Origin of the sequence: Mesorhizobium sp. WSM1293, assembly GCF_000513875.1 — a bacterium.
Lineage (GTDB): Bacteria > Pseudomonadota > Alphaproteobacteria > Rhizobiales > Rhizobiaceae > Mesorhizobium > Mesorhizobium ciceri.
Genome location: NZ_AZUV01000015.1, coordinates 42,393 through 60,757, shown reverse-complemented (window position 1 = coordinate 60,757; position 18,365 = coordinate 42,393). Strand labels below are relative to the sequence as shown.

At 62.1% G+C, this 18,365-nt stretch carries 19 protein-coding genes and 1 tRNA gene; 15 read left to right on the top strand and 5 right to left on the bottom strand.

All coding sequences use genetic code 11. From position 1 onward, the window contains the following. The first annotated feature begins 37 nt into the window (after positions 1 to 37). The gene (locus tag M729_RS0119695) at positions 38 to 799 is read left to right on the top strand and encodes a response regulator transcription factor (protein ID WP_032808912.1); all 762 of its coding nucleotides are present in this window, start codon (positions 38 to 40) and stop codon (positions 797 to 799) included. Beyond that, positions 796 to 2,121 carry a HAMP domain-containing sensor histidine kinase gene (locus M729_RS0119690; protein WP_027162591.1) on the top strand — a complete coding sequence of 442 codons (1,326 nt, stop codon included), beginning with the start codon at positions 796 to 798 and terminating at the stop codon, positions 2,119 to 2,121. Before M729_RS0119695 ends, M729_RS0119690 begins: the two co-directional genes overlap by 4 nt. A gap of 27 nt (positions 2,122 to 2,148) precedes the next feature. Here M729_RS0119690 and map read toward each other — a convergent pair whose 3' ends face one another. Next, positions 2,149 to 2,976 carry a type I methionyl aminopeptidase gene (map, locus tag M729_RS0119685; RefSeq protein WP_013532002.1) on the bottom strand — a complete coding sequence of 276 codons (828 nt, stop codon included), beginning with the start codon at positions 2,974 to 2,976 and terminating at the stop codon, positions 2,149 to 2,151. Positions 2,977 to 3,218: 242 nt separating this feature from the next. Between map and M729_RS0119680 the strand changes: the two genes are divergently transcribed. The 5 genes from M729_RS0119680 (at position 3,219) to M729_RS0119660 (ending at position 6,362) form a co-directional block, all read left to right on the top strand. Continuing rightward, positions 3,219 to 3,515 (top strand): DUF982 domain-containing protein, encoded by a 297-nt coding sequence (locus M729_RS0119680; RefSeq protein WP_013532001.1) that lies wholly within the window; start codon positions 3,219 to 3,221, stop codon positions 3,513 to 3,515. A gap of 191 nt (positions 3,516 to 3,706) precedes the next feature. Continuing rightward, positions 3,707 to 3,970, top strand: coding sequence for a DUF6074 family protein (locus tag M729_RS0119675; RefSeq protein WP_013532000.1), 264 nt, complete (start codon positions 3,707 to 3,709; stop codon positions 3,968 to 3,970). A 323-nt stretch (positions 3,971 to 4,293) separates the two neighbouring features. Then, entirely contained in the window at positions 4,294 to 5,520 is a 1,227-nt protein-coding gene (locus M729_RS0119670) for a pilus assembly protein TadG-related protein (RefSeq protein WP_027162590.1), read from the top strand. A 19-nt stretch (positions 5,521 to 5,539) separates the two neighbouring features. Beyond that, positions 5,540 to 5,965, top strand: coding sequence for a TadE/TadG family type IV pilus assembly protein (locus M729_RS0119665; RefSeq protein ID WP_032808908.1), 426 nt, complete (start codon positions 5,540 to 5,542; stop codon positions 5,963 to 5,965). Continuing rightward, the gene (locus tag M729_RS0119660) at positions 5,955 to 6,362 is read left to right on the top strand and encodes a TadE/TadG family type IV pilus assembly protein (RefSeq protein WP_013531997.1); all 408 of its coding nucleotides are present in this window, start codon (positions 5,955 to 5,957) and stop codon (positions 6,360 to 6,362) included. The genes M729_RS0119665 and M729_RS0119660 overlap by 11 nt, the downstream gene beginning before the upstream one ends. A 36-nt stretch (positions 6,363 to 6,398) precedes the next feature. Here M729_RS0119660 and M729_RS1000000138450 read toward each other — a convergent pair whose 3' ends face one another. The 4 genes from M729_RS1000000138450 to phaC all read right to left on the bottom strand — a co-directional run bounded on the left by M729_RS1000000138450 (position 6,399) and on the right by phaC (position 11,061). Continuing rightward, positions 6,399 to 6,560 carry a hypothetical protein gene (locus M729_RS1000000138450; protein ID WP_013531996.1) on the bottom strand — a complete coding sequence of 54 codons (162 nt, stop codon included), beginning with the start codon at positions 6,558 to 6,560 and terminating at the stop codon, positions 6,399 to 6,401. 820 nt (positions 6,561 to 7,380) lie between these two features. Beyond that, positions 7,381 to 7,455 (bottom strand) — tRNA-Glu (locus M729_RS0119645). Positions 7,456 to 7,759: 304 nt separating this feature from the next. Beyond that, a complete protein-coding gene (locus tag M729_RS0119640; RefSeq protein WP_032808955.1) occupies positions 7,760 to 9,010 on the bottom strand; it encodes a YcbK family protein in 1,251 nt (416 codons plus the stop codon). A 215-nt stretch (positions 9,011 to 9,225) separates the two neighbouring features. Continuing rightward, positions 9,226 to 11,061 carry a class I poly(R)-hydroxyalkanoic acid synthase gene (phaC, locus tag M729_RS0119635; RefSeq protein ID WP_013531993.1) on the bottom strand — a complete coding sequence of 612 codons (1,836 nt, stop codon included), beginning with the start codon at positions 11,059 to 11,061 and terminating at the stop codon, positions 9,226 to 9,228. Positions 11,062 to 11,158: 97 nt separating this feature from the next. Here phaC and M729_RS0119630 point away from each other — a divergent pair, with 97 nt between their 5' ends. From M729_RS0119630 to recJ, 8 genes are all read left to right on the top strand, one after another. Further along, the gene (locus M729_RS0119630; protein WP_027162587.1) at positions 11,159 to 11,551 is read left to right on the top strand and encodes a hypothetical protein; all 393 of its coding nucleotides are present in this window, start codon (positions 11,159 to 11,161) and stop codon (positions 11,549 to 11,551) included. Between the two features lie 44 nt (positions 11,552 to 11,595). Then, the gene (locus M729_RS0119625; RefSeq protein WP_013531991.1) at positions 11,596 to 12,813 is read left to right on the top strand and encodes an LL-diaminopimelate aminotransferase; all 1,218 of its coding nucleotides are present in this window, start codon (positions 11,596 to 11,598) and stop codon (positions 12,811 to 12,813) included. Between the two features lie 47 nt (positions 12,814 to 12,860). Continuing rightward, positions 12,861 to 14,174, top strand: coding sequence for a homoserine dehydrogenase (locus tag M729_RS0119620; protein ID WP_024505707.1), 1,314 nt, complete (start codon positions 12,861 to 12,863; stop codon positions 14,172 to 14,174). 133 nt (positions 14,175 to 14,307) lie between these two features. Next, positions 14,308 to 14,664 (top strand): hypothetical protein, encoded by a 357-nt coding sequence (locus tag M729_RS0119615; RefSeq protein ID WP_027162586.1) that lies wholly within the window; start codon positions 14,308 to 14,310, stop codon positions 14,662 to 14,664. Positions 14,665 to 14,735: 71 nt separating this feature from the next. Further along, a complete protein-coding gene (locus M729_RS1000000137405; RefSeq protein ID WP_013531988.1) occupies positions 14,736 to 14,903 on the top strand; it encodes a Thivi_2564 family membrane protein in 168 nt (55 codons plus the stop codon). A gap of 204 nt (positions 14,904 to 15,107) precedes the next feature. Further along, a complete protein-coding gene (glpX, locus tag M729_RS0119605) occupies positions 15,108 to 16,091 on the top strand; it encodes a class II fructose-bisphosphatase (RefSeq protein ID WP_013531987.1) in 984 nt (327 codons plus the stop codon). A gap of 73 nt (positions 16,092 to 16,164) precedes the next feature. Next, the gene (locus tag M729_RS0119600; RefSeq protein WP_027162585.1) at positions 16,165 to 16,398 is read left to right on the top strand and encodes a DUF6434 domain-containing protein; all 234 of its coding nucleotides are present in this window, start codon (positions 16,165 to 16,167) and stop codon (positions 16,396 to 16,398) included. 178 nt (positions 16,399 to 16,576) lie between these two features. After that, the gene (recJ, locus tag M729_RS0119595; RefSeq protein WP_013531985.1) at positions 16,577 to 18,361 is read left to right on the top strand and encodes a single-stranded-DNA-specific exonuclease RecJ; all 1,785 of its coding nucleotides are present in this window, start codon (positions 16,577 to 16,579) and stop codon (positions 18,359 to 18,361) included. Positions 18,362 to 18,365: the final 4 nt, after the last annotated feature.

Genomic DNA, 18,365 nt, shown 5'->3' with positions numbered 1-18,365 from the left:
ACCCAAGGCACCAAATGCAAGCTGGACAAGCTCCGGAATGGCACAGCAACGGCACCAAAGCGATTTGAGCGCCGAATCCACGTCGGCAAGGCAAGGTTCGCGCATCCTCATTGTCGAAGACGATCTGGAGATCGCACGCATGCTGGGCGACACGCTCACCGACAACGGCATGACTGTGGAAATTGCCGAGAGCGGCGTCCAGATGAATGCCGCGCTTCGCACCCAGAAATTCGATCTCATCGTGCTCGATGTCATGTTGCCGGGCGAAAACGGTCTCAACATCTGCCGCCGCCTTCGTGCCGCAACCAACATTCCGATCCTGATGCTGACCGCGCTCGGCGAGGAAATCGACCGCATCTTCGGGCTGGAAATCGGCGCGGACGACTATGTGACGAAACCGTTCAGCGCGCGTGAACTGACGGCCAGGATACGGGCGCTGCTGCGCCGTACAGCCTATGATCCCGACGAGCGGGACTGGTCGAAGGTACTTCGTTTCAACGGCTGGCGCCTTGATCCCATACGCCGGCAATTGCATGACCCCAACAATGCGCGGGTGACGACCACGACGCATGAATTCGACCTGTTGCTTGCGTTTTGTCGCAACGCAGGCCGGGTTCTCTCTCGTGAGGAACTTCTGGGCGTAACCCATGCCGGGCTCGCGGGGCCGATCGAGCGTAGCGTCGATGTCCATATCAGTCGAATCCGCAGGAAGATCGAAAAGGATGCGCGCGATCCGGTGCTTTTGAGGACCGTTCGGTTGGGTGGCTACATCTTCACCGCGACGGTGGAGGAAGCATGAGGGATTTCATCCGCCGTTTCTTGCCACAGTCCGTGCGTGGGCAGTTTGTGGCAATCATTTTCATCGCGGTGATCGTGATCATGTTCGTCGGTTCGGTCGTCGAGAGTTTCATAGAGAACGCCGATCTTCCCGCCGCGGAAGATAACGCCGGGCGTGCGGCCGTTGTTGCTGCCTTGTTGCAAGAAACGCCGGCGCAGGCGCGTGGCGCAATTCTGGCGACAGCAAAGCGGGCCGGCTTTGATTTCGAGATATTGCCCAAGGACCGGATAACCGGCATTGCCCAATCCTATCTGCAATGGCGAAGTGTCGAATGGCTTTTGCGTATCGACAGGGGGACGGTTGAGGGACGCTGGATAAGGATCGGCGGCCGATACGCGTTTGTCATCGACCTCGACCAGCAGGACGTCCTGGCCCATTTCGGCATGCCCGATTCCTGGCTGACATCGGGCCTCGTCCGTGCCTCGTTCTACAGGTTCATGGCTTTCGTCGCCTTGCCCGTGCTGATCTGGCTGTTTGCGGTTTGGGCCGTGACGGATCCGTTGAAGCGCATCTCGGCGGCAGTCGGTTCGGCCGAGATCGAGAATGGCGACCAGCTCTTCGTCGAACACGGCTCCATTGAAATGGTGGGGTTGGCGCGCGCCCTGAACAGGATGAGGACGCGTATCCGCACGATGATCGAAAACCGCACGCGCATGTTGCGCAGCGTCAGTCATGATCTGCGCACGCCTTTGACGCGGCTGCGGCTTCGCGCCGAGCGCATGGATGATGGCCCAATCCGAACCGCAATCCTGTCTGATGTCCAGCACATCGAAATCTTGATCGATGAGACCCTTACCTACCTGCGCAACGATGTTTCGACGGAGAAGCTGCAGCGCGCCGATATTGCCAGCGTTCTGCAAACCGTCTGCGCCGAATTCTCCGATGTCGGATTTCCTGTCTCATATTCCGGGCCGGACCGGCTTCTGGGCTGGTGCAAGCCCAATGCATTGGCGCGTGCGATCGCCAATCTTTGCGACAACGGGGTCAAATTCGCTGGCAATGTCACGGTCGCCTTGACGGCGACCGGCACGGCGGCGCGCATCACGGTAGGGGACGACGGGCCGGGTATTCCGATGACGGCACGTGCCCGTGTTTTCGAACCATTCTTCAAGGAAGATGCGTCGCGCGGCATTGCGTCGAAGCATGGCTTCGGTCTGGGCCTCTCGATCGTTGCCGACATCGTCCAGGGGCACGGCGGCAGGATCGAATTGGAGGACAACCAGCCCAGCGGACTGGTCGTTACCATCGACCTGCCGAATGCCGCGGATGTGCAGTCGGCATAGACGGCCTCCCGCCGGGTAAGGTGCGCTCTAAGCCGGCAGGCCGGGGCGATCGAGCTTTTTGGGCGACAGCGTGAAAATCTCGCACCCTGTGTCGGTCACGCCGATCGTGTGCTCGTACTGCGCCGACAGTGAACGGTCGCGCGTTACCGCGGTCCAGCCATCCGACAGAACCTTCACGTGCGGCCTGCCCAGATTGATCATCGGCTCGATGGTGAAGATCATGCCTGGCCGCATCTCGACGCCTTCATTGGCGCTGCCGTAATGCAGGATGTTCGGCGCGTCATGGAACAACTGGCCGACGCCGTGGCCGCAGAAGTCGCGCACCACCGAGCAGCGCTCGCCTTCGGCAAAGGTCTGGATGGCGGCGCCGATGGCGCCGGTGCGGGCGCCCGGCCTGACCGCCGCAATGCCGCGCATCAGGCATTCATGCGTGACTTCGAGCAGCCGCTCGGCGGCGCGCTTGATCGTGCCGACCGGATACATGCGCGAAGAATCGCCGTGCCAGCCGTCGAGGATGTAGGTGACGTCGATGTTGACGATGTCGCCATCCTTGAGCGGCTTGTTGTCGGGAATGCCATGGCAGACGACATGGTTGATCGAGGTGCAGGATGATTTCGTGTAGCCGCGATAGTTGAGCGTCGCCGGCAGCGCGCCGTGGTCCATGCCGAATTCGAAGACGAAGCGGTCTATTGCTTCGGTGGTGACGCCGGGCTGGACCATCGGCACCAGCTCATCGAGGCAGCGCGCGGTGAGATCGCATGCCTTGCGCATGCCGGCAAAGCCGTCCTCGCCATAGAGGCGGATCTGGCCGGTATTTCTGAGCGGGGCCGTGGCAGCGTCGAGATAGGTGACCATTTTGTCCGTGTAGCGGGTAGGGCCCTGCAGGAGAGCCGACGTGAAGATCTCCCCAGATTTGGCACTTGAGGGCAAAAGGTTCAAGGAAGAACTGCCCGATGCACCCGCACAGTTCGAGATATTCGCCTTGCATGGGCGGTTCAGCGACCCAAGTGACGACACATTTCTGGGCCAAAAGCCGGTCAAGCAACTTTTGACGACGAACGGCGTTGCTGCGGTGGCGCCAGTTCGGGAGACAGGAAATGGACAGACTGCAATTCGAGGTGCCGGTGCGCATAGCGCCCGCGCCCGGCCTGCCGGTCGAGGAGATCTACGGCGTCGAACAGGCGCTCGATTTTCTCCAGGACTGGCCTGCGCGCCGTCAGGGCCCGATCTACCAGAAGGCCTTCAACGCCTGCTTTGGGGCCACGGTAGACGTGGTCAAGACCGAGGATGCTTGCCGGGCGTTCATGGCGTTTTGCCGGGCGAGCGGACTGATGGCCAGGGACATGATGACGCCGCGCAAGCGCGGCGGTGAGGCGAGGGCGCTCCAGGCCTAAGGGCCGCCGCCGTTTCGCCTGCCCCCCACTGCAACCAATGAAGCGCGTTTGACGCACAGGCGATGTCGCGAGCGTATCGTTGCGTCCCCGCACCCACGTCAGCGCCGTTAAGCTTCCGTTTCCACCTTCCCGGCTACGCCATTGCTTGTTGGCAATGGTTGATTCGTTGCGTCAGTCTCATGGTTCGGAAGATGTCCCCAGAAAAAATCCGTGCATTCCCGATCGACCGTCAGGTATTCTTGGTCAGAGAGGTTGCTGCCAAGCTCGGCAACCTGCATGGCGAGACCGCCACCTCGTTCTGGAGGGCCAAGGCGTCGGAGTTGCTCGATCTTGTGGTCGGCTCCGGCAGGGACAGAACAGCAGCCAGCGATGAAGTGCGCAGGTTTTTCCAAGCCGTGCAAAGAGAGATGTCGGCCGGGGTGGTTGCGGAGCCGATGCCGATTCTTTCCGCTTGAAGAAAATCCTGCACAGCTTTGGCTTCCCACTGCATTCTCCAACAGTGCGAGCCAGCAACACATCGGTGTTTGCTGCCTTCGACGGCAAGTTCGCTGATCGGGTGCGAACCCATGGCTGCCTATCGCAGGCGGATGCTCTAGGACATCGATGCTCTCTCTCGCCGCCTCCCGCTGGCCCTAGCCCTTCTCGCTTGCCAGGAAGTGCGCTCGCGCGTTGATCAGCCAGCGAAGCACTTCTTTTTTGAAGCCAATGGACCACTGCTCAAAAATGCACCGAACTTTTTAGCCATTCGTTCATTTATGCGTGCTTTCTAATCTAAGCCATGGCCTTGAATAGCTTCACCCGTGTTCGGCTTGTAGTGGACGCCATGCGCCGGAGCACGGGCGCAAATGTCGCCACCATTTTTGCCCTCACCTTGCCGGTCGTTGTCGGCGCTGCGGGCTTCGGCGTCGAGACCTCCTATTGGTACTACAACAGCCTGAGATTGCAGGCGACGGCCGATGCAGCCGCCTATGCCGGAGCGCTCGAACAGATTTCGGGTTCCGACAAGCCGACGATCGTCGCGGCTGCGACCCAGTCCGCGGCGTCGAACGGGCTGGGCTCGGGCACGATCGTCGTCAATACGCCGCCCGCGTCCGGACCGAATACGGCGAAAAAAGCGGTCGAGGTGATCGTCGGCCAGAAGCTCGACCGGATGTTCACCCTGATCTTCACACAGGAAAAGGTTCCCGAACAGGCGAGGGCGGTGGCCGTCATTACCGATGCCTCGAGTGCTTGCATGCTCGCGCTCGATCCGTCCGCGTCGCAGGCGGTGCTGTTTTCCGGCAGCACCAGCGTTAAGCTCACCGGCTGCTCGGTCATGTCCAATTCCATCGCCTCCGACGCCATCAAGCTTCAGGGCGCGGCCGGTCTGCAGGCCGATTGCCTGATATCGGCGGGCGGTGTCTCTCTCAGCAATCCCGTCACCACCGTCTGCGCGGCCCCGATCACCCAGGCACTGCCTGCCGGCGATCCCTTTGTCGACCTGCCGGCCCCGGTGGCCGCGACCCCTTGCCTGAACGACAACAAGGCGACGCTCGGTCCAGGCACCTATTGCAGCGGCATGAACCTGAAGGGCAATGTCACGCTTTCGCCCGGCGTTTATGTCGTCCAGGGCAATCTCAAGATAAACGCCAACGCGGCCATCACCGGCGCCGGGGTGACCATCTTCATGTCGGGCAGCTCGACCGTCAGCATGAATGGCAATGCGTCCGTGAAGCTCAGCGCGGCGACTTCGGGCACCTACTCAGGCGTTCTGTTCTACGGCGACAGGACCGGCATGAGTGCATCCAGCACATTCAACGGCACAGCGGACTCGCTTTTGACCGGGGCCATCTATTTCCCCAAGCAGCAAGTGAGCTATCTTGGCAACTTCTCGGGCAATGGCGGCTGCACCAGGGTCGTCGCAGATACGATTCAATGGTCCGGTAACTCAACCATCAATCAGGATTGCTCGAGCCTCGGAGTGCCCAACATTCCAGCCGCGCGGTCCGTGGCACTGTCCGAGTAGCTCCGTGGGGCGCCGGTCGATGCCGATCCTTGGCGATGATTCGGGCGTTGCGGCGGTCGAGTTCGCGATGGTGCTGCCCATTCTGTGCCTGGTGCTGCTTGGTATTCTGGACGGCTGGTCCTACATAACGAGTTCACTGTCGATGCGCGCCGGTGTGAAGACGGCCGCGAACCTGGTCATGAGCGGATCGACCGATGATGCGGCGACCCAGGCCCTTGCCATTGCGAGCTGGGAAAATCGGCCGGAAGACGGCCAGGTCACGCTAAGCCACATCCGTATGTGCGGGACGACCGTGGTCGACGCTTCCACCATGTGCAGTGGGCCGAAGGTGCCGTCGATCTATGTCCAGATACAGGCATCGGGCACCTGGGTGCCGCCAATTGCCTTCGGCGCCTTTGCCGCTCCCACCGTCATCGGTCACCAGGAGGTGATCCGTGTCCGCTAGGGTAAGCGCGTTGCGGCGGGATCGATCGGGCGGGGCCGGGCTGGAGTTCGCGCTGATCGCCCCCTTCCTTGTCATGCTGCTGTTCGGAATATTCGCCTTTGGCTGGTCGATGCACTCGGTCTCCAGTGTTCGCTATACGCTGGAGACGTCAGCGCGCTCGCTGCAGCTTAAGAACACGCTGACCCAAGCCGACATTCAATCGATCGCCACGCAGAAATTGCAGGCCTTGGGGTTCAAGGACGTGAACGTCACGATCGCCATCGACCCGGTGAGCGGCGGCTTCCGCATGGCGCATCTGACCGCCGCCTATGCCTTCGTCATCGACTTCCCCTACTTCAGTTCCTTCCCGATCAACTACGCGACAACCGTTACCGTGCCGCTGCTTGGCAGCGGCTAGGCTGTGGCCTGATAACCTCGCGCGCCGGGGCTCTGCTTACTTGTAAGCCTTGAGCGTGATCAGACCACCGAGAATGGCTATAGCTATCAGGATCAGCGCCCACGACACGATGTTGTGCGACAGACGCCTCCGTCGGCCGCGCAGGGCGCGGTCGCGCCAGCGTTTGGCCTGATCAGCTCCTATGTTTAGTTTATCCATGCCCTTCTCCCCACGAGCAGAATGCGACTCATGCCGGCTGGTGTCCAGATGGCACCGGTTTGGCGGTCGTGGCGCAAGCTTGGCACTCGGCCTGCTTTTTATGGCACGGGGCTAGCTAATATATTCGTTAGTGCTAATATTAAGATTACGTTACGTCATGTTCGACCATCTGTCGGGTGCAATGTGGGGGTTCCAATGAGAGTGGCTGTATTGTGCGCGGCTGTTGTTTTCGCTGCGACCGGTGTCGCTGTTGCCAAGGAAAAGAAGGCGGCGGTCAGTGACGCTGCCGCCTTGTGTTCCACGAAACCGTCGGCCAAGAAGCCCGTTGCAAATCTGGACTGCGGTTTCACCGGAACCGCCAAATCGGAAGACAGCGGCGCAAAGGCAGAGCCGCGTCTCGGATACGACTCCAATCCGTGGATCATAACAGGCTTTTGACTTTGCACTGTCGGATGCCGGTTGAAGCGCTGAAGAGGGTCGTCTTGAGCGGCGCGCGACCCGTTCTCAGGTAGTCTCCCGCACGCAAACCAGGCAAATAAATACGGACTTGCCACTCGGGGCTTCTCCCGTTGTCGCAATGCCGTGAAAGCCCAACTCGACCGTGCAATAAAAAGCCCGCCACGGGGGCGACCTGCGGCGGGCTCTTGGAGCGGCTACATCCCTGAGGAATCGACCACTTTGTAGCAGGATTATGACCCGTGTGGCCGCGTTGGCCTATGGTGTGATCGCGGAAGACTGCGCGTCAGTTGAAGAGAGCAGCAGAGAGCCAAGCGAAATTGCCGACATTGGGAGGGAGGTTTGCGCCAAACGCAAATTTTTCTGGTACGCCCAAGGGGAATCGAACCCCTGTTACCGCCGTGAAAGGGCGGTGTCCTAACCGCTAGACGATGGGCGCGCTCAGACGAAGCGGCTTATACTGGCGTTGTGCGCAACCGGCAACCCGTCAGGTGCCACCTTGGACAACTTTTTTCCAGGCCTGCCAAATCAACGGTTTGCCGAGGGTTGGCAGGCTTTGATGATTAGCGGCGACACCCATCGTTTCGTCATCCACGGATCTTCGCGACGGAGCTGTGCACCTGCTCCGCCCGTGGATGACGAAGTTGGGGACGCTTCGGCCTATCTCGAATGTTCAGGAGGCTGGAACGATATTGCCGGAACGGCCTTGGCGGCTGACAGGCGTAGGCCGTCAAATAGCGCTGCTAGCCGTCGCCGCCGCTGCGCCGGCGGCAGCGCCAGTTCCAGTCGCGCTCGGGACCGACGTCGACGTGAACCGATTCTGTGTGGCAGTATGTGCCGACACCGCCGCGACCGGGCATGCTTCTGATGTAGCTCGCCAGTTCCCATTTCGAAACGCCGGGAACCTGGATGTCTGCGGCGGCGCAATACATGTGCAGCGAATTCTTGGCGCCGTTGGCGCGCCGGTTGCGGGCCGGGTCGCGATAGCCTGACGTCACCGTCATCTTGCGGCCGTAGTGGCCTTCGATCGTCTTCAGCACGCGCACCAGCGACGGTTTCAGGCAGGCCACATCGACGCTCTCGTTCTGCTTGAGCAGCCCGTTGGGCGCCAGCCGGGCCATGCCGGCGGCGGACGCAACCTGATAGGAGCCGCCCACTGGCCCCTCATCCTCGTTGAGGTCGACGTCGCTTTCGTCATCGAGGCCGGACTTGCGCTTGATCTCGAACAGGGCCGTCTGGCGCACGCCGGGCAGGGCATCGCTGCCGGTGATGTGACCGCTATCGCCACCGAGCGAAGCCAGCTGTACCGGCTTGGCCGTGGAATCGGCCGAGGCAAGCGTGATGATCGGCTTTGCCGCTGCTGGCGTCGCTTTTGCCTGCGCCGGAGGCTGCTCGCCCGTCCGGGCGTTGCTGATGAGGGGGGCTGGTGTCGCCGAGGCTGGCGTTGCGCCAAACATCGAGGCGAGGAAGCCTTTCTTCTTTGGTGCTTCGGCCTGCGGCATCTCGCCAGCCGTCACATAGACCGGGTTGTTCATGGCCGGAGCGGCAGCGGGCTTCGGCGCCGCCACGTCGCCGTCGGCCGCGGCGATCTGCTGGGCGACCGCATCGGTCTGCTGCGCGGTCTGTGCCTGCTGCGTCAGCGACTGCGGCGTGTTTCCAACGATGGTTTCGGCGCCCGCCGGCATGGTCAGCGGAAAGGCAGCTCCCGGTTTGGACACAGGCACATAGGCGACCTTTTCAGGCAGCGCCGTGTCGCTTGCCGTCATCACGGTCGTCTGCTCCGTCGTGACATCAGACGAATCGGAGGCGGCGATCGCCTTGCCGCTGGAGGCCGCGTTTACATCCGATGCGGTGGCATTGTAGCCGGGCATTCCGACCGACATTGCCGGGTCGCCAGCCGAAGTGCAGGAGGCCAGAAGCAAGGAGCAGAGCGCTGCCACAATGGCGCGGCGTTCTCCCTTTGCGAGGCTCCATCCTGCTGATTTCAAAGTCAAATTCCCCCTCGATGTCCGGTCGGCATATCTTGGCGCGGCATGCATGCGTCGCTGCCAAGGTGACCTTTGTCTCCGATCCGGAAACGAGACCTGTGTCAAATCCGCAAGCCTGGAAGTATTTTTGCAGTGATTGCCGAATTACGGCCGCTTGATGGTTGACGACACCATTTCGCCCGCTTTTGGCGGCCCGTCAACTCACCACACATTACAGTCCGTTACACACGGACCTTCACATAGGTGCCCGGAGCATCACCCAAGGTTTTCATATGCTTGCCCGGTTTGCGGGCAGGCACGCGGGTGTTGTCCTTGGCCTCTATCCAGCCTTGCCAGTGCGGCCACCAGGATCCTGGATGGTCGGTGGCATTGGCTATCCACTGGCTGAAGTCGCCCGTCGGCGTACCCCCGGTCCAATACTGGTATTTGTTGGATGCCGGCGGATTGACGACACCGGCGATATGGCCCGACCCCGCCATCACATACTCGACCGTGCCGCCGAAATATTTCGAGCCGAGGAACACCGAAAGCGCCGGCGCGATGTGATCTTCCTTGGAGGCGAGGTTGTAGACCGGGATCGTGATGTCGCCGAGCGAGACCGTGCGGCCCGCCAGTTCCATCGTGCCTTGCGAAAGGTTGTTCTCAAGATAGCAGTTGCGCAGGTAGAAAGAGTGGTTGGCTGCGGCCATGCGGGTGGAATCGGCATTCCAGTAGAGCAGGTCGAAGGGCAGGGGGTCCTTGCCGCGCATGTAGTTGTTGACGACATAGGGCCAGATCAGGTCGCCTGAGCGCAGCATGTTGAAGGCGGTCGCCATCTTGGTGCCGTCGAGATAGCCCTTTTCGCTCATCGACTTTTCCACTGCCGCGACCTGTTCTTCGTCGACGAACACCTTCAGGTCGCCGGCATAGGTGAAGTCGACCTGCGTGGTGAAGAAGGTCGCCGACTTGATGCGGTCGTCGCCCTCTTGCGCCATCAGCGCCAGTGCCGCCGCCAAAAGCGTGCCGCCGACACAATAGCCGATCGCGTTGACGTCGCGTTCGCCAGTGGCCTTCTCGACCGTGTCGAGGCCGTATTGCAGACCCTCGCGGATATAGGCTTCCCAGCTCTTGGTGCCGTGGCGCTCGTCCGGATTGACCCAGGAGATGACGAACACGGTGTGGCCCTGTTCAACCGCCCAGCGAATGAAGGATTTCTGCGGGTTCAGATCGAGGATGTAGAATTTATTGATCCATGGCGGGCAGATCAGCAGGGGCCGCTTGAGCACCGTCTCGGTCGCCGGTTCGTACTGGATGATTTCGGCGACGTCGCTGCGGCCGACCACCTTGCCGGGAGTGGTGGCGATGTTCCTGCCGATCTCGAAGGGCGAGTAGTCGGCCTGCCGCAGCTTCAGGTCGCCCTTGCCGGCGGCGATGTCCTCGGCCAGCATCTTCATGCCGCGCACCAGGTTTTCGCCGTTCGAGGCGACGGTTTCGCGGAACAGTTCCGGATTGGTCAGGATGAAATTCGACGGCGAGATGGCGTTGGACACCTGCTTGACGTAAAAGCCGGCCTTGTGGCGGGTGTGCTCGTCAAGACCTTCGGCGTGCTCGACCAGATCGGCCGCCCAGCGCGAGGTGACGAGATAGGCCTGCTTGAGGAAATCGAAGAAGGCGTTGCGGCCCCATTCCGGGTCGAGGAAGCGCTTGTCGCCGCGCTCCGGCTTGACCGCGTCTTCGGTGTCTTGCGCGGCGTTGCTGGTGCGCTGAATGGCGTTGGCCCAGACCGTCATATAGCCGGAGAACAGCCGCGTCTGCGCTTCCAGCGCGCGCTGCGGATCGGCAAGCCAGTATTCGCTGAGCTTGGAAAAGGTCTTCACCATATCGACGACGGGCTCGGCCACATGGTCGCGCACGTCGCCTTTTTCACGCGGCTCGGCCCAGGCGGAAGCGGCCTTGCCGGCCTGCTCGATCATGCGCGCCATGTTCAGGGCGAAGCGTTCCGGGTCCTTCACCAGATATTGCTCGACGGTCGAAGGCTGGTCATCTTCCGCTTTGCCCGAATCGGGTGTTTTGGACATGGTTGGCGGGGTTCCTCCCGAGGCCTTTTGTTGACATATTAACATGGGACATCCGACCGGGCCAATCTCGCTCTACCTCGGCTGCCAAGGAAACAATATGACGATTAATATTGGCGAGACTGTTTTTTTCGGTGCCGGACGTTTTTGCCGCATCGGCGCGGCGATCGTCCTCATCGGCATTGCCGGGTGCTCGAGCACCAACACGAATGGCCCGACGCCTGTCGCTGTGGGTGCGGGACCGAAGGATACCGGCACCTTCCCGAACCTGAACATCAAGCCGCAAGTGGCGGCGCCGCAGTTCACCGAAGCCGAGAAGAACGCCAAGCTCGCGCAATTGAAGGCGGATGAGAATGCGCAGGCGGCAAAGGGCGGCGGCCCCAAGGTCGCCAACCAGGCGGCGCTGACGGATCTGGCCAAGAAGCATGGCGACGAAACGCTGAAGCAGATCGAAGCCAAATGCGACCCCGCCCTCGACCCTACCTGCAAATAAGTATATAGCGCGCGCCCAACACCCCTTCGCTGTCTGGAACTGCCATGGAAGAATTTCACAAGGTTCGCCGGCTTCCGCCTTACGTGTTCGAGCAGGTCAACCGGCTCAAGGCCAGCGCCCGATCGCGTGGCGCCGACATCATCGACCTCGGCATGGGCAATCCGGACCTGCCGACGCCCAAGGCTATCGTCGACAAATTGTGCGAGGTCGTGCGCGACCCGCGCACGCATCGCTATTCCTCGTCGCGCGGCATTCCGGGCCTGCGCCGCGCCCAGGCCGCCTACTATGGCAGGCGCTTCGGCGTGAAGCTCAACCCCGACACGCAAGTGGTGGCCACGCTCGGTTCGAAGGAAGGCTTCGCCAACATGGCGCAGGCGATCACCGCGCCCGGCGACGTCATCCTGTGCCCGAACCCGACCTATCCGATCCATGCCTTCGGCTTTATCATGTCGGGCGGCGTCATCCGCTCGCTGCAGGTGGAGCCGGACGACGGTTTCATCCCGGCGCTCGAGCGCGGTGTCAAGCATTCGATCCCGAAGCCGCTGGCGCTGATCCTCAACTATCCGTCGAACCCGACAGCGCTGGTCGCCTCGCTCGATTTCTACAAGGATGTGGTCGCCTTCGCCAAGAAGAACGACATCATCATCCTGTCCGACCTTGCCTATTCGGAGATCTATTTCGACGGCAATCCGCCGCCTTCGGTGCTGCAGGTGCCTGGCGCGATCGACGTTTGCGTCGAATTCACCTCCATGTCGAAGACCTTCTCCATGCCCGGTTGGCGCATGGGCTTTGCCGTCGGCAACGAGCGGCTGATCTCGGCGCTGACGCGGGTGAAGTCCTACCTCGATTACGGCGCCTTCACGCCGATCCAGGTGGCGGCGGCACACGCGCTCAACGGCGACGGCGCCGACATCGCCGAGGTGCGCGACATCTACCACAAGCGCCGCGACGTGATGGTCGACGCCTTCGGCCGCGCCGGCTGGACCATTCCGGCACCGGCGGCATCGATGTTCGCCTGGGCGCCGATCCCGGAGCCGTTCAAGCATCTCGGCTCGCTCGAATTCTCCAAGCTGCTCATCGAACATGCCGACGTGGCCGTGGCGCCCGGTGTCGGCTTCGGCGAGCATGGCGACGAATTCGTGCGCGTTGCTCTGGTCGAGAACGAGCACAGGATCCGGCAGGCGGCGCGCAACATCAAGCGCTTCCTGTCAACCAGCGCCAAGCAGCCCAACAATGTCGTGCCGCTCTCCGCTCACCGGTAAGCTTGCCGCACGCAAATTCGATCTGACTTTGAGGGACGTCGCCGGACATGGCTGAAGCATTGCGAGTTGGAATTGCCGGCCTCGGCACGGTCGGTGCATCGGTGGGGCGCGTGCTGCGCGACAAAGCGGTGGAACTGACCCGCCAGTGCGGCCGTGACGTGATCGTCACCGCCGTCTCGGCGCGCGACCACAAGCGCGATCGGGGCGTCGATCTGAGCTCTGCAAAGTGGTTCGACGATCCGGTCAAGATGGCCCAGACCGCAGAAATCGACGTGTTCGTCGAACTGATCGGCGGCGACGAGGGCCCGGCGCGCTCATCGGTGAAGACGGCACTCGAAGCCGGCCGTCACGTCGTCACCGCCAACAAGGCGCTGCTGGCCAAGCATGGCGTGGCGCTGGCCGAGATCGCCGAGAAGAAGGGCGTGCTTCTCAACTACGAGGCGGCGGTGGCGGGCGGCATTCCCGTCATCAAGACGATGCGTGAGGCGATGGCCGGCAATTCGGTCACCCGCGTGTTCGGCATCCTCAACGGCACCTGTAACTACATCCTGACCCGCATGGAGGCCGAGGGCATCTCGTTCGATGCTTGCTTGAAGGACGCGCAGCGGCTGGGCTATGCCGAGGCTGATCCGACCTTCGACATCGAGGGCCACGACACTGCGCACAAGCTGTCGATCCTGACCAGCCTTGCCTTTGGCACCAGGATCGCCGCCAACGACATCTACATGGAAGGCATTTCCAACATCACCCAGGCCGACATCCGCGCGGCCGCCGATCTTGGCTACCGGATCAAGCTGCTGGGTGTCGCCCAGCGCACCGAGAGCGGTATCGAGCAGCGCGTGCATCCGACGATGGTGCCGACCGCATCGGTCATCGCGCAGGTGCATGGCGTCACCAATGCGGTGGCGATCGAGACCGACATTCTGGGCGAGCTGCTGCTGTCCGGCCCCGGTGCGGGCGGCAACGCCACCGCATCGGCCGTCATCGGCGACATCGCCGACATCGCCAAGAGCCGGCCAGGCTTCCAGCATGGTCCGGTCTTCGGCCGGCCGGCCAAGGAGCTGAAACCCTACAAGAAGGCGCAGATGCGCAGCCATGCCGGCGGTTATTTCATCCGGCTGACCGTGCACGACCGCATCGGCGTGTTCGCGGCAATCGCCAAGCGCATGGCCGACAATGACATCTCGCTGGAATCGATCGTCCAGCACGCAGTCAACGGCGAGGCGGCGGCACAGAAGACGGTGATCCTTGTCACCCACGAGACGACGGAGGCCGCCGTGCGCAAGGCGGTAGACGGCATCACCAAGGACGGACATCTGACCGACAAACCGCAGGTCATCCGCATCGAACGGGCAGGGTAGCTCTGTCCGACAGTCGCGCGGGACAAAAATTCCGCAGGCATTGAGGTCCGGTCTGAAGGCAGGCAGCCGCCACAGACCGGAACGAATTCGCGTCGACGCCGTTCTCTTGGTCACCAACCAGAGGAACCGCTTCATGGCTGACACCAACAAATCCGACACCCCCGATATCGACGACATCCAGAAGACGCTGGAAAAGCAGATTGCCGAACTGCGCAGGGAGATCACCAAGATCAACAAGAGCATCTCGGCGCGAGGCGCGGAGATGCTCGATGACGCCAGCGAACAGGCGTCCGAGTTGTACGACACCGCGGCGAACCGCGCTTCGCGTACGGCGCAACAACTGCGCAGCCAGGCCCAGGCTGTTTCGGAAGTCGCGCGCGACAATCCTGGTACGACGACAGCTTTGGTCGGCGTGATCGGCCTGCTCGGCTTTCTGGCCGGCTTCGCCATTGCTCAATCGACGAACGATACCTCCCGCCGCTGGTATTGACCGCAGCGCAATAGGGCCGGGCTTCCGGCCTTTTCTATTGTTTTCAGCAAATCACTTTTAAGGAGGACACCATGGCTTCATCAGCGTTGATCGGCATCCTGATCACATTCCTCGTCATCATCCTCGTTCTCTATCTGGTTCAACGCCTGCCGCTCGATGGCCGGATGAGACAGATAGTTCAGGTCATCGTCATCATCATCGGCATCATTTCGCTGCTCAAATACCTCGCGGTTTTTTAGGCCGCGAAGGCCGCCATTCTCACCGTTTTAAGACTGGCCCGGCGCGTGGCGATCGGGCCGGTCGTGTTTCAAGACGCAGTTTAATCGATTGATATTGTTGGATATTCGATAATATTCGTGGCAGGTCTTGCCGTTGTCATGCTCGTTTGACAAAACAGGCCCGCCTCCGGCGGGAGGCCGCATTGCCAACGAGGAAATCACCAGATGAATGTGGCCCAGAACATCGTCGCCGGCCTTGACCGGATACTCACCATGGAACTGGTGCGCGTCACCGAACGGGCCGCCGTCGCGGCCGCCAGGCTGCGTGGGCGCGGCGACGAAAAGGCGGCCGACCAGGTCGCCGTGGATGCCATGCGCCAGGAACTCAACCGGCTTTCCATCAGGGGCACGGTGGTGATCGGCGAGGGCGAGCGCGATGAAGCGCCGATGCTCTATATCGGCGAGGAAGTCGGCTCCGGCAAAGGTCCGGCGGTCGATATCGCGCTCGATCCGCTCGAAGGCACGACGATCTGCGCCAAGAACCTGCCCAATGCGCTCGCCGTCATCGCCATCGCCGAAAAGGGCAGCCTGCTGTTTGCGCCCGATGTCTACATGGACAAGATCGCCATCGGTCCGGGCTATGCGGACGGCGTCATCGATATCGATGCCTCACCGGCCGAAAACATCGCCAGCCTCGCCCGCGCCAAGGGCGTGGCTATTTCGGACATCACCACCTGTATCCTCGACCGGCCACGTCATGCCAAGCTGATCGATGCCGTGCGCGCCACGGGTGCCGCGATCCGGCTGATCGGCGACGGCGATGTCGCCGGCGTCATCCACACCACGGATCCGGAAGAAACCGGCATCGATATCTATCTCGGCACTGGCGGAGCACCCGAGGGCGTGCTGGCCGCCGCCGCGCTGCGCTGCACCGGCGGCCAGATGCAGGGCAGGCTGATCCTCGACACACCGGAAAAGGTTGCTCGCGCGGCAAAGATGGGTATTTCCAATCCGAAACGGGTCTATCGGACGGAGGACATGGCGCGCGGCGATGTGCTGTTTGCGGCCACCGGTGTCACCGACGGCAACATGCTGGCTGGCGTCAAGTTCGGCCACAATTACATCACCACCCACACGATCGTGCTGCGCTCGTCGTCGCGGACGGTGCGCGAGATCAAGGCACGCCATCAGGATCTGGATAAGTTCTGACGCTTGCTTGCGAAGCCACCTTGCAATTGTTAGCCATTCGGGCGCACCCGATATTGGCTGCAAGGATTTGACGATGAAACCGTTCGACTGGCACGCGGATTCGATTTCGCGCGCCACCGCCATCACGCAGTCTTATCGCAACACCCAGAATGTGCGTCGCTTTCTCATCCGGGAATGCAGCGACGCATTCAGCTTCGACCGGCCTTTCATGGCCTGGCTCAAGGACGGTGTGGAAAAGACGATGGGCGATGCGGCCGACGAATGGCTTCGGCGCCAGGCTGAAAAGCGGAAAGCGCAGTTTTCTTGACACTTCCCGGACGGCGCACACCGTGAATCGCTTGGTTTTGCCTGCCTTTGGCCTATAGAGCGTCGCATGAACGTGACACGATTTAAATCGTTGCCAATGCAGGTCGTCGCCCCAAAACCGCTGCGCACTTTTGGGCGACATGCACTATCGTGCGGCCAACGATGAGTTGGCAAAGCGTATGACCGGCGAAAAGCGCCTCTTCCTCGATGTCAGGCAGTCGGTATCAGGGGTTTCCTGGGAGCACCGGCTGACCGAGCGGCAGGACATGATCGCGCTCGCCATCGCGCAAGGCTACGGGGTACCCGATATCGTAGCACGGGTGCTTGCCGGCCGCGGCGTCACCGCCGAGCAGACCGAGCGGTTTCTCGATCCGACGATCCGCGATCTTCTGCCGGATCCGGCATCGCTGACCGACATGGACAGGGCGGCGGCCCGGATCGCCGCCGCGGTGATGGCCAGGGAAAAGGTGGCGATCTTCGGCGACTATGATGTCGATGGCGCCGCCTCGTCGGCCTTGCTGAAGCGGTTCCTCACGCATTTCTCGGTGCCGTCGGAAATCTACATCCCGGATCGTATTTTCGAGGGCTATGGCCCCAACCCCGACGCCATGCGCGAACTTGTTTCGCGTGGCGCGACACTGATCGTCACCGTCGATTGCGGCACCAACAGCGCCGCTTCCATCGATGCCGCCAATGAGGCCGGGGCCGATGTCGTGGTGCTCGACCACCACCAGGTCGGCGGTGCCTTGCCGGCGGCAATCGCTGTCGTCAATCCCAATCGCGACGACGACCTTTCCGGGCAGGGCCATCTCTGTGCCGCCGGCGTGGTCTTCCTCGCCCTTGTGCAGACGGCCAGGATCCTGCGTAGCCGCATGGCCGATGCTACGCCGCCGGACCTGCTTTCGCTGCTCGATATCGTGGCATTGGCCACCGTTTGTGACGTGGTGCCGCTGACCGGCGTCAACCGTGCCTTCGTGGTCAAGGGGCTGCAGATGGCGCGCCAGCAGAAGAACGAAGGGCTCGCGGCACTGGCACGGGTGTCGCGCATCGGCGAGCCGATCAGCACCTTCCATCTGGCCTATCTGATCGGCCCGCGCATCAATGCCGGCGGACGCATCGGCGATGCCGCACTTGGCAGCCGGTTGCTTGCGACCGACGACCCGGTCGAGGCGCGCACCATTGCCGAGACGCTCGACCGGCTCAACCAGGAACGGCAGTTGATGGAGCAGGAGATGCTCGCGGCGGCGCGCGCCGAGGCCGATGCGGAGCTCGCCGGCGGCAATGGCCCGGCGATCGTCGTCACCGCCAGCAACAGCTGGCATCCGGGCATCGTCGGTTTGCTCGCCTCACGGCTGAAGGATCATGCCCGCCGGCCGGCCTTCGCCATCGCCTTCAACGCCAACGGCATCGGCACCGGCTCGGGCCGCTCGGTCTCGGGGTTCGACCTCGGCCGGCTGGTGCGCGAGGCGGCCATTGCCGGTCTGATCGTCAAGGGTGGCGGGCATGGCATGGCGGCGGGCATCACCGTCGAGCGGGCGAGGCTTGGTGAGCTCAGGGCGTTTTTCGAAGAGCGGGCGGCAGCCGATGTGTTTCGCCTGCAGGGCGAGGAAAGCCTGGCCATAGACGGTGCGCTTGCCGCTGAAGGCGCGACACTCAGCCTGCTCGACGCGCTGGAACAAGCCGGACCTTTCGGTGCCGGGCACGTGGCCCCTGTTTTCGCGTTGCCGCGCCACCGGTTGGCCGATGCGCGGCCGGTCGGCACCAATCACATCCGCGTCGAGCTGCAATCGGAAAGCGGCGGCCGGATCCAGGCGATCGCCTTTCGCGCCGTCGATACCGCGCTTGGCGAATTCCTGTTCAAGAACCGGGGCAAGACAATCCACGTCGCCGGTTCGCTCTCAGGGAATTACTGGAACGGCAACCGCACCGTTCAGTTTCGTATCACCGATGCGGCTCGTGCGTAGGTTT

What these genes read in the sequence shown, in the direction of transcription:
- M729_RS0119600 (WP_027162585.1), top strand. Translation starts at nt 16,165, where the DNA reads ATGAAACCGTTCGACTGGCACGCGGATTCGATTTCGCGCGCCACCGCC.
- M729_RS0119680 (WP_013532001.1), top strand. Translation starts at nt 3,219, where the DNA reads ATGGACAGACTGCAATTCGAGGTGCCGGTGCGCATAGCGCCCGCGCCC.
- M729_RS1000000138450 (WP_013531996.1), bottom strand. Translation starts at nt 6,560, where the DNA reads ATGGATAAACTAAACATAGGAGCTGATCAGGCCAAACGCTGGCGCGAC.
- M729_RS0119670 (WP_027162590.1), top strand. Translation starts at nt 4,294, where the DNA reads ATGGCCTTGAATAGCTTCACCCGTGTTCGGCTTGTAGTGGACGCCATG.
- M729_RS0119630 (WP_027162587.1), top strand. Translation starts at nt 11,159, where the DNA reads ATGACGATTAATATTGGCGAGACTGTTTTTTTCGGTGCCGGACGTTTT.
- map (WP_013532002.1), bottom strand. Translation starts at nt 2,976, where the DNA reads ATGGTCACCTATCTCGACGCTGCCACGGCCCCGCTCAGAAATACCGGC.
- M729_RS0119615 (WP_027162586.1), top strand. Translation starts at nt 14,308, where the DNA reads ATGGCTGACACCAACAAATCCGACACCCCCGATATCGACGACATCCAG.
- phaC (WP_013531993.1), bottom strand. Translation starts at nt 11,061, where the DNA reads ATGTCCAAAACACCCGATTCGGGCAAAGCGGAAGATGACCAGCCTTCG.
- recJ (WP_013531985.1), top strand. Translation starts at nt 16,577, where the DNA reads ATGACCGGCGAAAAGCGCCTCTTCCTCGATGTCAGGCAGTCGGTATCA.
- M729_RS0119665 (WP_032808908.1), top strand. Translation starts at nt 5,540, where the DNA reads ATGCCGATCCTTGGCGATGATTCGGGCGTTGCGGCGGTCGAGTTCGCG.
- glpX (WP_013531987.1), top strand. Translation starts at nt 15,108, where the DNA reads ATGAATGTGGCCCAGAACATCGTCGCCGGCCTTGACCGGATACTCACC.
- M729_RS1000000137405 (WP_013531988.1), top strand. Translation starts at nt 14,736, where the DNA reads ATGGCTTCATCAGCGTTGATCGGCATCCTGATCACATTCCTCGTCATC.
- M729_RS0119690 (WP_027162591.1), top strand. Translation starts at nt 796, where the DNA reads ATGAGGGATTTCATCCGCCGTTTCTTGCCACAGTCCGTGCGTGGGCAG.
- M729_RS0119620 (WP_024505707.1), top strand. Translation starts at nt 12,861, where the DNA reads ATGGCTGAAGCATTGCGAGTTGGAATTGCCGGCCTCGGCACGGTCGGT.
- M729_RS0119695 (WP_032808912.1), top strand. Translation starts at nt 38, where the DNA reads ATGGCACAGCAACGGCACCAAAGCGATTTGAGCGCCGAATCCACGTCG.
- M729_RS0119675 (WP_013532000.1), top strand. Translation starts at nt 3,707, where the DNA reads ATGTCCCCAGAAAAAATCCGTGCATTCCCGATCGACCGTCAGGTATTC.
- M729_RS0119625 (WP_013531991.1), top strand. Translation starts at nt 11,596, where the DNA reads ATGGAAGAATTTCACAAGGTTCGCCGGCTTCCGCCTTACGTGTTCGAG.